This is a genomic window from uncultured Williamsia sp. (assembly GCF_947494875.1).
Classification (GTDB): Bacteria; Actinomycetota; Actinomycetes; order Mycobacteriales; family Mycobacteriaceae; genus Williamsia_A.
Genome location: NZ_CANLWM010000001.1, coordinates 152,700 through 165,978 on the forward strand (window position 1 = coordinate 152,700; position 13,279 = coordinate 165,978).

13 protein-coding genes and 2 tRNA genes are annotated in these 13,279 nt (G+C 68.5%); 9 read left to right on the forward strand and 6 right to left on the reverse strand.

Annotation, left to right across the window (positions count from 1 at the left end; genetic code table 11):
- Nucleotides 1-24: 24 nt before the first annotated feature.
- Both Q1A98_RS00765 and Q1A98_RS00770 read left to right on the forward strand, forming a co-directional pair.
- Nucleotides 25-282 (forward strand): hypothetical protein, encoded by a 258-nt coding sequence (locus Q1A98_RS00765; RefSeq protein WP_299569127.1) that lies wholly within the window; start codon nt 25-27, stop codon nt 280-282.
- A 194-nt stretch (nt 283-476) separates the two neighbouring features.
- Nucleotides 477-1,217, forward strand: coding sequence for an NAD(P)-binding domain-containing protein (locus Q1A98_RS00770; RefSeq protein WP_299569128.1), 741 nt, complete (start codon nt 477-479; stop codon nt 1,215-1,217).
- Between the two features lie 8 nt (nt 1,218-1,225).
- Here the strand turns inward: Q1A98_RS00770 and Q1A98_RS00775 are convergent, their stop codons facing one another.
- Entirely contained in the window at nt 1,226-2,167 is a 942-nt protein-coding gene (locus tag Q1A98_RS00775) for an alpha/beta hydrolase (protein ID WP_299569129.1), read from the reverse strand.
- A 181-nt stretch (nt 2,168-2,348) separates the two neighbouring features.
- Between Q1A98_RS00775 and Q1A98_RS00780 the strand changes: the two genes are divergently transcribed.
- From Q1A98_RS00780 to Q1A98_RS00790, 3 genes are read left to right on the forward strand one after another with little or no spacing between them, the layout of a single operon-like run.
- The gene (locus tag Q1A98_RS00780) at nt 2,349-3,638 is read left to right on the forward strand and encodes a carboxylate--amine ligase (protein WP_299569130.1); all 1,290 of its coding nucleotides are present in this window, start codon (nt 2,349-2,351) and stop codon (nt 3,636-3,638) included.
- 41 nt (nt 3,639-3,679) lie between these two features.
- Complete coding sequence (locus Q1A98_RS00785) at nt 3,680-5,698, forward strand: hypothetical protein (RefSeq protein ID WP_299570462.1); 2,019 nt, start codon at nt 3,680-3,682, stop codon at nt 5,696-5,698.
- Nucleotides 5,699-5,730: 32 nt separating this feature from the next.
- On the forward strand, nt 5,731-6,231 hold the full coding sequence (locus tag Q1A98_RS00790; protein ID WP_299569132.1) for an NAD(P)H-dependent oxidoreductase: 501 nt from the start codon (nt 5,731-5,733) through the stop codon (nt 6,229-6,231).
- On the opposite strand, the gene Q1A98_RS00795 is transcribed toward Q1A98_RS00790, so the two are convergent.
- From Q1A98_RS00795 to Q1A98_RS00810, 4 genes are all read right to left on the reverse strand, one after another.
- A complete protein-coding gene (locus Q1A98_RS00795; protein WP_299570463.1) occupies nt 6,226-6,906 on the reverse strand; it encodes a nucleoside/nucleotide kinase family protein in 681 nt (226 codons plus the stop codon). The genes Q1A98_RS00790 and Q1A98_RS00795 overlap by 6 nt on opposite strands.
- A gap of 38 nt (nt 6,907-6,944) precedes the next feature.
- Nucleotides 6,945-8,162 (reverse strand): ATP-binding protein, encoded by a 1,218-nt coding sequence (locus tag Q1A98_RS00800; RefSeq protein WP_299569134.1) that lies wholly within the window; start codon nt 8,160-8,162, stop codon nt 6,945-6,947.
- A 144-nt stretch (nt 8,163-8,306) separates the two neighbouring features.
- Nucleotides 8,307-8,379: transfer RNA gene (locus Q1A98_RS00805), tRNA-Arg, on the reverse strand.
- Between the two features lie 33 nt (nt 8,380-8,412).
- Nucleotides 8,413-8,501: transfer RNA gene (locus Q1A98_RS00810), tRNA-Ser, on the reverse strand.
- Between the two features lie 104 nt (nt 8,502-8,605).
- On the opposite strand from Q1A98_RS00810, the gene hisC reads away from it, so the two are divergent.
- Both hisC and Q1A98_RS00820 read left to right on the forward strand, forming a co-directional pair.
- A complete protein-coding gene (hisC, locus tag Q1A98_RS00815; protein ID WP_299569136.1) occupies nt 8,606-9,688 on the forward strand; it encodes a histidinol-phosphate transaminase in 1,083 nt (360 codons plus the stop codon).
- A 58-nt stretch (nt 9,689-9,746) separates the two neighbouring features.
- Entirely contained in the window at nt 9,747-9,956 is a 210-nt protein-coding gene (locus tag Q1A98_RS00820) for a hypothetical protein (RefSeq protein ID WP_299569138.1), read from the forward strand.
- A 113-nt stretch (nt 9,957-10,069) separates the two neighbouring features.
- On the opposite strand, the gene Q1A98_RS00825 is transcribed toward Q1A98_RS00820, so the two are convergent.
- Entirely contained in the window at nt 10,070-11,080 is a 1,011-nt protein-coding gene (locus tag Q1A98_RS00825) for an alpha/beta hydrolase family protein (RefSeq protein ID WP_299569139.1), read from the reverse strand.
- A 177-nt stretch (nt 11,081-11,257) separates the two neighbouring features.
- Here Q1A98_RS00825 and Q1A98_RS00830 point away from each other — a divergent pair, with 177 nt between their 5' ends.
- Both Q1A98_RS00830 and Q1A98_RS00835 read left to right on the forward strand, forming a co-directional pair.
- Nucleotides 11,258-11,689 (forward strand): acyl-CoA thioesterase, encoded by a 432-nt coding sequence (locus Q1A98_RS00830; protein WP_299569141.1) that lies wholly within the window; start codon nt 11,258-11,260, stop codon nt 11,687-11,689.
- A 198-nt stretch (nt 11,690-11,887) separates the two neighbouring features.
- Nucleotides 11,888-13,276 (forward strand): alpha/beta hydrolase-fold protein, encoded by a 1,389-nt coding sequence (locus Q1A98_RS00835; protein WP_366943301.1) that lies wholly within the window; start codon nt 11,888-11,890, stop codon nt 13,274-13,276.
- Nucleotides 13,277-13,279: the final 3 nt, after the last annotated feature.

Consider the following 13,279-nt stretch of genomic DNA (forward strand, 5'->3'; position numbering starts at 1 on the left):
CTGCGCCGACCTACCGTCGAAGACGTGACGAACCACAAGGCAATCGCAGAACACCTCGCACTCGGATCGTCGCCGGCTCAGGTCGCGACGGCACTCGACGCGCCCCTGTCCGACGTCGAGCGGTGCGTGGCCGACCTGCAGACGATCCTGCGCGCGACCTCCCTGGACGAGGTCCGCGACCGCCTGGTCCAGATGGGCTACGGTGCCGCACCTCTTGCCCCCTGGAGTGCAGCGGCTTTCCGCTCCCCGCGACAGTCGCAGTCGGTGGTTCCGGCCGCCTGACACGGCGGCCACGCACACGACGACGGCGCCGACACCCTCGTGGGGTGACGACGCCGCCGGTCGGTGGACGGGGCCGGTGATGCGCCTCTCGGCGAGTGGCCGCTCGTGGCGGCGATGGGGTGGGGCCCGGGGCATTCGGTCCGGCTCCGTCGGACTCATCAACCGCGGATCGGCCTCGACTATTCCGGCATCGCGTGCGTCTCGCGCGTCACACCCGGGTCGACCGTCGGAATATGCGTCGAGCGCCGATCCTTCTGCAAGACATGCGTATCGGGATCATCGGAGCAGGACACATCGGCGGCAGCCTGACGCGGCGGCTGACCGCCCTCGGACACGAGGTGCACGTCGCGAACTCGCGTGCACCGGAGACGTTGGCCGAGCTCGCCGGCGAGACCGGTGCCACGCCCGTCTGGGCGCGCGAGGCCGCCCGCGACGCGGACCTCGTGATCCTGTCGATCCCGCAGAAGAACGTCCCGGATCTCGAGCCCGGCATCTTCGCCGCGCGCACGCCGGGCGCGCCGATCATCGAGACGAACAACTACTACCCGCAGCAGCGCGACGGCCTCATCGCCGCGATCGAGGACGGACAGACCGAGAGCGCGTGGGTGTCGGAGCAGATCGGCCAACCGGTCGTGAAGGTGTTCAACGGCATCTTCTGGAAGTTCCTGCTCGAGCGCGGCAAGCCCGCCGGCGAGGAGGGGCGCATCGCGCTCCCGATCGCCGGTGACGACGCCGCGGCGAAGGTGGTCGTCTCCAACATCGTCGACGAGCTCGGTTTCGACCCCGTCGACGCGGGGACGATCGCCGAGTCGTGGCGCCAGCAACCCGGCACCCCGGTGTACGGCCAACACGGCACCGCCGACGAGACCCGCGACGCACTCGAGCAGGCATCGCCGGAGCGCACCGCCGATTGGAAGGCCGCCGCGTCGGCCTGATCCACGAATCAGGACCGCGTGTGTCGGTCCAGCCACGCCAGCACCCGGTCGGGGTGACGCTGGAAATGCAGGTAGCCGTCCCATCGGCGTGTCGTTCCGTCGATCCAGAACAGCTCCTTGTCGGAGGTCCCGACGGCGTCGTGAATCGCCTGTACGTCGTCAGGCCTGGTCATCACATCGTCTCTGACCTGGTACATCAGGGTCGGTGGTCGGACGCTGCGTGCGGCCTCGACAGGTGAGAGGTCTGCCAACGTGAACCCGGCCCGCAGTTGGACCAGTCTGTCGAGCTCGATCATGTTCTGGATCGGGACACCGCGACGCTCGAGGGTGCGTCGCAGGACCTGTGCGGGAGACAGCGGCTGGCAGGCGACGACGCACCTCACCTGGTCGAATTCGTCCGGGGCTTGCGACATCGCGAAGAACGCTGCGTTGGCACCGAGGCATCGCGTCACGAGCGCGACGGGGATGGTCGGACGCGGGCTCCGCGACCGCACGAATCTCAGCGCTCCTCGCACGTCCCGGGCCTCGAACCGTCCGCTGCTCGTCACCCCACCGTTGGCCGCACCGCTCCAGCCGGAGTTCCGGAGGTCGAAGGCGAGTACTTCGTACCCAGCGTCGTGCAGGACGCGGATGTCAGGCAGGAAGTCAACGGCGATGTCGTTGCCGGTCTCGGCGTGGATCGCCCGCCACGGTTCTTGATCCGCCGGCAGCCCCGTCCTGCTGAATCCGCGTGGATGGGTGGCGATCACGGTGGCCCTCGGCGAGCTCGCCGGGACGAACCACCCTTCGAGCGCAACACCGTCGGTCGCCGGGAAGACGACCTCCTCGAACGCGAGGCCCACACTCGCAGGTGAGCCGAGGACCGGTGCGCGCATGGTGGTGGTGAAGCGCGCGGCGATCTCCCCGAGCAGGGCCGTCGTCGCGGCAGGCGATGCCGGCGGGTCGGTCATACGACCAGTGTCCCGCGACGCGGGGGGCGAGGGTGTCGACGCCGGGCGAGTCGTGGCCGCCCGGCAGAACAGGGACCTGCCTGAACAGGCCCTCTGAGCGGTCCGAACTAGGTGCCTGCGTGCGTCATCTGTACCGTTGGCGGGGCTCGACCCCCTACCGCTCGACGGGAAGGAGACAGGCATGACACAGACGCAGACCCAGTCGGCGACGCAGTCACAGACACAGGTGCAGACCTCGGGACGCAGGGTCCCGAAGAACCCCGACAAGGGATATGTCGCACTCCTCGGATGGAGCCTCGCCGCAGTCGAGGCGCTCGACGCATTCGACCGCCGGTACGTGGTGGTCGCGCCCGAATGGGCACGCGAGTACTGCGAACAGCACGAGATCCCGTACCTCCCCTGGGACTTCGAACGTCTCAACGACAGGTCACTCGAGATCGCGGAGACGTTGCGGGACATGGGTGTCGACGTGTCGATCCCGCTCTACGAGGAGACCGTCGAGTGGGCTGGCGCGATCAACTCCGTCCTACTGGACAACCCGCGCCTGTTCGGTCAGGCGATGCTGTTGCGCGACAAGGCGTTGATGAAGCGGCGGGCCCAGCTCGGTGGCATCCGCGTCGGCATCTTCGAGGAGGCGCACGACCGCGAGGACGTCATCCGTTTTCTCCGTCGCGTGAACCAGACGCTGCTCAAGCTCGACGGCGACCCGAACGACCCGATCCACCTGAAGGCGTTCGACAAGGCCGGTTGCCTCGGCCACCGCGTGATCCGCACTCCCGACGAGGTCGACTCGATCCCGGACGAGGAGTTCCCGGTGCTCATGGAGTCGCACCTGGACGGGTGGGAGTTCGCCGTCGAAGCGTGGATCCACGACGGGAAGGTCAAGTTCCTCAACATCTCCGAGTACGTGACGCTCGGGTACTCGGTGTTCGTGCCGGCGACGCCGGAGCTGGAGAAGTACCGGCCGGCGATCACCGCGCAGATCGAGAAGCTCATCAAGGCTTTCGACATCGAGTTCGGGTTCATCCATCCCGAGTACTTCGTCACCAGTGACGGTGAGATGTACTTCGGCGAGGTCGCCTACCGCCCACCGGGTTTCAAGGTGTTCGAGCTCCTCGAGCGGGCGTACGGGTTCAACGCCTACCAGGGGCTCGCGTTGGCCTTCGACCCGAAGACCACCACGGAGGAGATCGACGCCTTCTTCCCGAAGGAGGTCGTCGACGCGACGGGCGTCGCCGGATGCTTCGGCGTGTATCCCCGTCGGCGCGTCGTCAGTTCGCTGGAGATCCCCGCCGAGACGGCCGAACACGACTACTACGAGACGAACGACCTGGCACCGCCGTTGGAGCAGACGGTGACCAAGCGGACCGCGTTCGGGACGCACTGGGGACTGCTGTACTTCTTCGGTGACGACCCCGTCCGGATGCGAGACCTGTTGAAGCACCAGGAAGAACTGGACTTCTACGTGTGAAGCAGGAACTCGGTACGGCCGACCGCGGCCCGACGCAGTCGATGGACCCCGTCGTGGACGAGGGATCGACTGCGCCCGATCCTGCGCTGACGACGCGTCTCGCCCAGCTCGATCACGCGACCGCTGCACTGCACGACGCACCGGAGTTCTCCAAGAGCACCAAGGTGCGACGGGTTCTCGACGCGCTCACCCGCGTCCTGACGCAGAAGGGCGGGTGCGCGGCGGTCCGCGAGCGCGCCGGGGCGTTGGAGGAGGCGGGACTGTTCGCGGGCACCGACTGGGCCCAGCCCGACATCCTGGTCCCCGCGATCGTCGGCTCCAGCCTGCGCAGCGGCCACGCCGACACCGTGGCCCTGGAGGCCGCGAGCGAGTTGCGGCTCGTCGCCGTGGCAGCCGGTGACATGACGCACCCCGCCGTCGACGCCGACGACGCGCGACGGTTCCTGTCGCAGGTTCTCGCGATGAACCTCGAGGTGCTGTTCACGCCGCCGTCGGAGGCCGAGCGCGTTCGCCTCGGACGTACCGCGTACCTCATCCGCGATCTCTTCGGCTACGTCGCCGAGCAGATCGGCTACGACAGCGTCCTCGACGAACTGGTCGAGGAGATCTGGCGCATCCTGCGACAGCGCCCGATCCAGGTCGAGCAGGTGACCGCGATGGTCACCCGCATCGCGATCTACCGCGACGACCCCGACGTCGACCTCGGGTCGTCGGGGCAGGGGCTGGACCGCCTCATCACCGCACTCTTCGGGACCACCGAGGCGTGTCGGGAGGATCCCGGCGTCGACGTCTACCGGTCGCGGCTGGAGGTGATGGACGCCGGCGGGCTGCAGTTCGAGGCCGGCGGGTTCGCTCGCGCCATGCACGACACCGGCCTGGTGTCGCCGTACCACGCGACGCTGCTGCGCTACCTGGTCGAGACGAATCCGCATCTGCTGCCCGAGGCGCTCGGCCTGTCGGACGTGGGTCGTACGTCGCTGCAACGCTTCCCGGATCTCGTCTACCGCCTTGTCGACGTCGCCGTGCACCCGGAGACCGCCCAGTGCATCTATGGTCTCGCCCTCATGCTCGACCGCGGCATCCTCCACCAGCCGCCGATCGTCCCGTCGCTCTGGCGGCAGATCGCGCTCCCGCTGTCGTCCGCGTCGTCGGAACGGCTGCGGCTGGCCTTCGGTGACGCCCCCGTCCCGTCGGCACGGCTGCTCGCGGGGATCCTGTCGATGCTGGGCCAGCCGCTGGGCGTCGGGCAGGGCGACAACCCGACGTGCCAGTCGGCGCGCGCACTGTCGATGTGGGCCTACAACGATCCCGACTACCTGCTCCAGATGGTGGTGTGGGCGGCCCGCGACGACGAGGTCGTCATGCACTTCGAGGGCGCGGCGCTGTCGTCTACGGCGAGCGAGAGCGGCGTCGCCACCAGCGATCCCATCGATCTCGACCCGGTGTCGCTACTGCTGGTACCGCATCTCGACCGGATCTACGCCGAGATGGTCCGGCGATGCGCCGGGCGTGACGGTGACCCGCACCGCTGGGTGAACCCGGAGTTCCACGGCTGGTGGTCGTGGCGGGAGTTCCACATCGACGTCGACGTGGAGACCGGCAACCTGATCGACCTCGACGGGTTTCTGCGCCAGTTCCACGCGTCGTACCACCCCGCCTACAACGGTGATCAGCCGCTGATCCACCCGCAGCCGGCGGGCGTCGCGGTCACCGACAGCGCCGCCCGGTACGTCGGGTGGCACGCGATCACGATCCTGCGCGTCGCCGCCGACCCGGACGGCGTCATGCGGGTCTACTTCTTCAACCCCAACAACGACAGCGGGCAGGACTGGGGCGACGGCGTCGTCGTGGGCACCGCGGGCAACGGTGAACGCCACGGAGAGGGGTCCCTGCCCTTCGACCAGTTCGCGTCGCGGCTGTACATCTTCCACGCAGACCCGCTGGAGAACGGCCGACCCGACGACGTCCCCGCCGAGGACATCGACCGCATCGTCGGCTACATCCGTCGCAGCTGGGGCACCGACCGCATGCCCGACCCCGCTCCGTCGGCGGAGGATTGACGGGCGACGACCGCGACCGGTAGGACTGCCACGTGACCACCACCGTCGTTGCCGGAAACCCCAAGCCGGCCTCGCGCACTCTCGACGCCGCTACCCGGCTTGCCCAGGGACTCACGGGCGCTGCGCCGGACCACGTCGTCGACGTCATCACTCTCGGCGCCGGCCTCCTCGGCTGGGGGGACCCGGACGTGACAGCCGCGGTGACGACCGTCGCCGAATCGGATCTGGTCGTGTTCGCCAGCCCCACGTTCAAAGCGACGTACACCGGGGTGCTGAAGCTGTTCCTCGACCAGTTCGCCGGTGACGAAGGGCTTCGCGACGTGGTGTCGGTGCCGCTGATGCTGGGTGCCGGCCCCGCTCACGCGATGGCGCCGGAGCTTCTCCTGAAGCCCGTCCTGGTCGAGCTGGGTGCGGTCACGCCGGCACCCGGGCTGTACCTGCTCGACTCGACCTACACGACCGACACCGGTATCACCGATTACTGCGAGCGCTGGGGCCCTGCGCTGACATCCCGCCTTCCTGCGGAGTCATGACGTCCGACCGCCGGGCCCGATGACACGATCGGCGCGTGCGGCCGTCGACGCCACCAGTTCGGCGTTGTGGTCGTCGACGCCTGCGATCCACGCGCGCGCCTCGCTCGGCGTCTTCCCGAACTCGACGTGCCTGGCCAGCAGGCGCTCACGACGTGTCGACTCGTCGGCGGTCACGAACCACACGGCGTCCATCGCGGCTCTCGCCGGGGACCACTCGGGGTCGTCGAGCAACAGATAGTTGCCCTCGGTGATCACGAGCCGCGCCTGCGGCAGCACCACCAGCGCGGCGGCCACGGGTTGCTCGAGCGTCCGCTCGAAGCCGGGGGCGTAGACCGGTCGCCCGGTCTCCAGCCGGACCCGCGCGAGCAGGGCTGCATATCCGGCTGCGTCGAAGGTGTCGGGCGCACCTTTGCGTCCGAGCGCGCCCAGACGTCGAAGTTGATCGTCGGCCAGATGGAAGCCGTCCATCGGCACGAGCGCAGCCCACCCCGGCCCCCGGAGTTCCTCGATCCGGGCGACCAACGCCTGCGCCAGCGTGGTCTTTCCCGCGCCGGGTGCTCCGGTGATGCCGAGAACAGCGCGCGCGTCCGCCCCGACCAGGTCGACGGCATCCCGGGCGAGAGAGTCGATCACCGCACGCTCGGAGCGTGGGGCACGATCTCGGCTGTGGCGAATCCGTGGCCGACTCGCGTGTACTCCACAGTCACGTCGAGTCAGCGCCGGCGTCGACGTTGCCGCACCGGAGGGACGGAGAGCGTCGGCACCGATCGCTTCATGTACCGGTCGAACTGGGGAACCGTGAACGCGGCGTAACCGTGATTCGGGGTGTAGAGAAGTCCCTTCTCGATCAACACAGAGCGCGTCGGAGCGCATTGCTGCGACGTCCGATCCAGCAGTCGGGCAACGTCACCCGCGAGCTGGGGCTCGGGGCCGAGTTCAGCCATCGCCCGGAGGTATGCCTGCTCCAGTTCGGTGGTTCGATCTTTCCGGACACGGAAGAAGCTGCTGTCCAGCTTCTCCTCGTAGACACCTTGCGCTGCCTCCACGTCGTCACGTGTGATCCGGCCGTCGGACGCGATCAGCCACACGGCATATCCGAGTTCTTGGAGGAAGTAGGGGTACCGCCCTGTGATCTCCCCGGCGAGTTCGAGCGCGTCCGCGTCGAAGATCGCACCCTCTTCCGAGGCCGGTTCGCGGAGCGCCGTCGCGGCCTCGTCGTGCGAGAGGATCCCGATCTCAGGGAACTTGAACAGGCGTTCGGCGTACGACTTCGCCTCGCCGGCCAGCTCCGCGATCTGCGGTAGCCCTGCCCCGACCATCGTTATCGGTAGCTCGCGCTGGACTGTCTTGTGGAGCGCGGCCACGAGTGCTTCCAGCTGCTGCTTGTGCAGGAATTGGATCTCATCGAGCAGCAGCACGAGACCCGCCTCATGCTCGCGCGCCGCCTCACCGAGTGCGACGACGAGGTCCGTGAGATCCGACGTCAAATCACCCGAGTCGCCGACTCCCTCCTCCGCGCCCACATCCAGACCCGCGGTGATGCGACCGTCGGGGTCGATGTTGATCGTGAAAGACCGGATGACAGCGGCTGCTCGTCGTGCCCTGTCGGTCCAGCGCGCCTTCGGCGACATCGACAGGAGTGCTGAGCGGAACTCGCGGGCAAGCTGCCGACGAAAATCGTCATCGTCGTGTTTGCTGACCTCGATCTCGACGATCGCCCATTTCCGCATCTCGGCCTTTTTGCGAAACTCACGCAACAGCACCGTTTTCCCGACGCCTCGCAAGCCCGTCACGATCATCGACTGTTCGGTCCGACCGCGCTCCAACCGTGCCAGCAACAGATCGAAGGACTGTTGCTGATCTTCGCGCCCGACCATCACCGGAGGAGTGGCCCCGGCGTTCGGTGTGTAGGGATTGGACAACGCATCCATAGCAAGAGTTGTAGAGCTTTATAAGGATCTTGTAAAGCCTGATAACTCTTACTACGACTGACGCGAGCCGGTCGTTCATCGTCATCACCCGACGACGAGAGATCCCCCGCCCGGTCCGTGTGGACCAGGCGGGGGATCTCGGTGTGCGCCCGAAGGGATTCGAACCCCTAACCTTCTGATCCGTAGTCAGATGCTCTATCCGTTGAGCTACGGGCGCAGGTATTCAGTTGTCGTAAGGCCGGTGCCTCGGCGGAGGCGAGAGGATTCGAACCTCCGGTCCCGTTTTAGCGGGACAATTCATTAGCAGTGAATCCCATTCGGCCGCTCTGGCACGCCTCCAGTGGAGTTCTCGCGAACTGCCGAACGCAAAGATTACACATGCGTTGCGAGCCGGGGCAAACCAGCATGGAACCGCAGGTCGCGGCACGGTTACATTGGTCTGCGTGACCCCGCGCATCCGCCCCGACCTGGCCTCGGTTCCCGCCTACGTCCCGGGCAGGACGTTCCCGGGCGCGGTCAAACTGGCCAGCAACGAGGTGACGTTCGGGCCGCTCCCGAGCGTCGCGAAGGCGATCGCCGATGCTGCCGCCACGCTCAACCGCTACCCCGACAACGGGATGGTCGTCCTCACCGAGGCGCTGTCGAAGAAGCTCGGTGTCCCGCCGGACGCGATCCAGACCGGGTGCGGGTCGGTGAGCCTCTGCCAGAACCTCATCACCATCACCTGCCGTCCCGGCGACGAGGTCCTCTTCGCCTGGCGGTCGTTCGAGACCTACCCACTGGCCACCCGCGTCGTCGGCGCGACACCGGTTCAGGTCCCGCTCACCGGCGACCGCGTCCACGACCTCACCGCGATGGCCGAGGCGATCACCGAGCGGACGCGACTGATCTTCGTCTGCAACCCCAACAACCCGACCGGGACCGTGGTCGAGGCGCAGGCCCTCGTCGACTTCCTCGAGAAGGTGCCCTCGGATGTCGTCGTCGCGCTCGACGAGGCATACGTCGAGTACGCACGTCCGAGTGACGAGCAACGGTACGACGCGATCGAGCTGCAACGGCGCTTCGCCAACCTGGTGGTGCTCCGGACCTTCTCCAAGGCCTACGGCCTGGCCGGCCTCCGCGTCGGGTACGCCGTCGCCGACGACGCCGTGATCGACGGACTGCGACGCGTCCACGTCCCGTTCAGCGTGAACTCGCTCGCGCAGGCCGCCGCGACCGCATGCCTCGACGCCGACGACGAGCTGCTCGCGCGGACCGAGGCCGTCGTGGCCGAGCGTGCCCGCGTGTCCGCTGCACTGCAGGACCTCGACTACTTCGTCCCGGAGTCCCAGGCGAACTTCGTCTGGCTCGACCTGGGCGACGCGGCAACCGATTTCGCCGCCGCGGCGATCGAGAACAAGGTCGTCATCCGTCCGTTCGCTGGGGACGGCGTGCGGGTGACCATCGGCGATCCGGACGAGAACGACCTGTTCCTCGCGTTCGCCGACAACTGGGCTCGCGAGCACAGGGCCGGCGAGCATCGCTGACGCACCCCGCACCGAGGGCCTCGGGTTCGCCCAGCGTGCGCGAACCCGCGGGTGCAACATGTTCCCGCACTACCTCGAGGTCGTCGGCTGGCTCGCGCTCGCAGTGGTGACGCTGGCGTGGCTCGCGATGGCCGTCTTCGTCACGTTCGATCTCATCGGCCGCGAGGTGGCATCGCGATCGCGACGACGGCGGCTCGCCCTGATCTGGCTCGTGCCGATCGTCGGCATCGCACTCCACCTGCTGGCCATCCGCCGCGACGCCCGCTGACCATGTCACCGCGGTGCTGCCCGGGCACACCGCGGTGCTGCGGGAACAGCTCTCCGGACCGATGTCGACCGACACTGTCCGCGCGTCGCCGGTGAGCGGGAGCGCGCGTCGGGCTAGAGCCCCCGGGCGATCGTCGGCCACAGCTGTGGGAGGTCCTGCCGCCAGTAGGCCCACGAGTGCGTACCGATCAGCGGGAAGCTCTCCGTCGCCGCGATGTTGCTGGCGCGCAGCGTCAGCGCGAACTCCAGCGAGCACCGGTAGGCGCCGCTCTCCAGCCCGGACGCCGCGAACGTCTGCTGCTCTCGACTCATCCCGGGGTCCAACGGCTCCTGGAAGTCGAGCGGACCGATCGCGCCGGAGGCCGCGGAGATGTAGAGGTTCTTCCCGCGGAGCTTGTCGAGGTGCAGGCTCGGGTCGTGCGCGGCCCACCCGGGCGCCCCGAACGGACCCCACATGTTGCTCGCGTCGGCGCCGTCGCGACCGACGGTCGCACGGACGTACGCCTCGTTGAGCAGGCCACTGGTGGGCGGGCACCCGCTCAACGACGCGGCGCCGGTGTAGAGCTGTGGGTGCCGGAACGTGAGCGCGAGAGCGGCCTGGCCACCCATGGACAGTCCGACGATCGCGTTGCGACCGTTGCCGTTGTAGTACTTGTCGATCAGTGGCGGCAGTTCCTTCGTCAGGAACGTCTCCCACATCGGTTTGCCGACGACGCGGTCGGTGCGCTCCCAATCGGTGTAGAACGTGCTCTTGCCGCCCGCGGGAAGGACCACGTTGACGTCCTTGTCGGAGAAGAACTTCACCGCGTCACCCTTGGTGATCCAGTCGCTGACGTTCCCCGTCGCGCCGGCACCGTCGAGCATGTAGACCGTCGACCTGCTCCGGGACGTGTCCCGCGGCAGGAGCACCGTCACCGACACCGGGCCGCCCATGGCGGGGGACTCGACGGTGACCTCGAGCTGGCGCGGACTCACCTTGGTGACCTCGTCCAACGCGGGTTCCCGAGGCGGGGCGGGTGCGGCAGACGCGACCGGGGCCACCGCCCCGGCGACGGTGAGCACTGCGGCCAGGCACACCAGGGCACGACGGAGCCCGCAGCGTCGATCCCCCACCGGCCTGCCCACGTTCTCAACCCCTCGTCGCGACTCGCGCACCCCGGCGCTGTACTAACGAGGGGTGCCTGCGCCCACCAACAGTAGCCACCGCACATGTGAGGACCCGACCGTCGACGCGGTCCGTCGGGCATCGGGTCAATCACGATTGCGCGTCCGTACCGCAACATCAGCCCCATCCGTCCCACGATGAGCGGCGTCGCCCCCGCCTTCGTCGCGTCGATCCCGGTGCGGTGGTCCGACGCAGGGGCGTCGGGTCTGCTCGCCACCGCGCAGCTGGTGACCGTGATGGAGGAGGCCCGCGTCGCCTGGCTGCTCAGCGCCGGCGAGGAGCACCGCCCGCTCATCACCAGCGCGATGATCGTGACCGTCGACCTCACCGCGCACCGACACCTCACCGCCGACGACGGACCGATCCGCGTCGCGATGTGGATCGACGGGTTCCGGTCCGTCGACTTCACCATCGGGTACGCGCTCACCGCGGTGTCCGACGACCCCGACGCGCCCCCGGCGTACACGGCCACCACCCAGATGGCCGTGGTCGACGTCGAGGCACACACACTGCGCAGACTGACCGACGACGAGAAGGCCACCTTGCGGGCGTGGTCACGCACAGCCTGACGTGGTTCCCACTGCCGTCAGACACGCACCCGCGCGCCCCTCGCGCACCCGCGCTGTGCAGGGCGCGGACACGCGTGCGCCACGCGGGACGAGCGCGTGTCCAGACCTGACGCCCGAATGGTCGACTGCGTCCGGATCCTCCTGTCCTCCCACCGATCACACAGCGACCGGACAGGATCGCTCGGCACACTCGCAGTTGTGCCTGTGTCGTCACACAACGGGGTGTCCCTGCTCGACGGATGGTTCCCGCTCACCCTGCAGATCGTCTCGGTGGTCCTGCTCGTCGCGGCGATCGGTTGGCGGACCCGCCGCTGGCGCTTCGTCTGGGTGCCGGTGTCCGTCGTCATCGCTGTGATCGGCGCACTGCTGGTGCACCTCTACTTCGACTCGCAGGGTCTGGCGACCGACCCCGCGCCCTGGCAGCTCTGGATCTGGGTGGGCGTGACGGTCGGCGCGGTGGCGGTGCTGGTCGTCGGGTTCCGCAGCGCGCGGTGGTGGCGGCGCGGTGTCGCCGTGCTCGCCGTCGTCGCGGCCGCCCTGACGACAACGGTCGTGCTGAACCAGTGGGTCGGCTACTACCCGACGCTGGCCGCCGCGTGGGGCGGGATCACCGCCGGGCCACTCCCCGACCAGGTCTCCGCCGACCACCTCGCGGCGATGCGGGACACGAACCGGACGACCGGCGCCGTCGTCCCGATCACCACCACCGACGACGTCAGCCATTTCGCGCATCGCACCGAGTACGTCTACCTGCCGCCGGCGTGGTTCCGCGGTGCGACGCCCCCCACCCTCCCGGTGGTGATGATGATCGCGGGCGAGTTCAACACCCCCGCCGACTGGGTGCGGACGGGCAACGCGATCCCGATCGTCGACAAGTACGCCGCAGCCCACGGCGGCGTCGCGCCCGTGCTCGTGTTCGTCGACGCCGGAGGGTCGTTCAACAACGACACCGAATGCGTGAACGGGCCCCGCGGCAACGTCGCCACCCACCTCACCGACGAGGTCCGCCCCGCGGTGATCTCCCGCTTCCACACGTCGTCGGCCGCGGCGAACTGGGGCATCGTCGGGTGGTCGATGGGCGGCACCTGTTCGGTCGACTTGACGGTGATGCACCCGGACCTGTTCAGCTCCTACGTCGACATCGCCGGCGACGCGGCACCCGTCGCCGGGACGAAGCAGCAGACGATCGATCGACTCTTCGGTGGGAACGCCGCTGCCTACGCGTCGTTCGACCCGGCGACGGTGATGCAGAAGCACGGCCCGTACGTCGGTGTGTCCGCGCGGTACGAGGAAGCCGAACAGTCCGGCATGCCCCGGTGGCACGGGCAGCACGTCGGCGGCCACCACCGCCCGCCGGGCGGGTGGAAACCCCCGTCCCAGGGCGGCGCGGGACTCGGCGGTCGCGGCGACGGCGGCTCGGCGAACCAGGGGCAGGAGGCCGTCCAATTGTGCGCCGAGAACCGCGCGGTGGGCATCAGCTGCACCATCGACAACCGGCCCGGCCGGCACTCGTGGCAGTTCGCGTCGACGTCGTTCGAGGACTCGCTGCCCTGGCTGGCGCAGGAGATCGGCATCAGCACGGTCTGACAG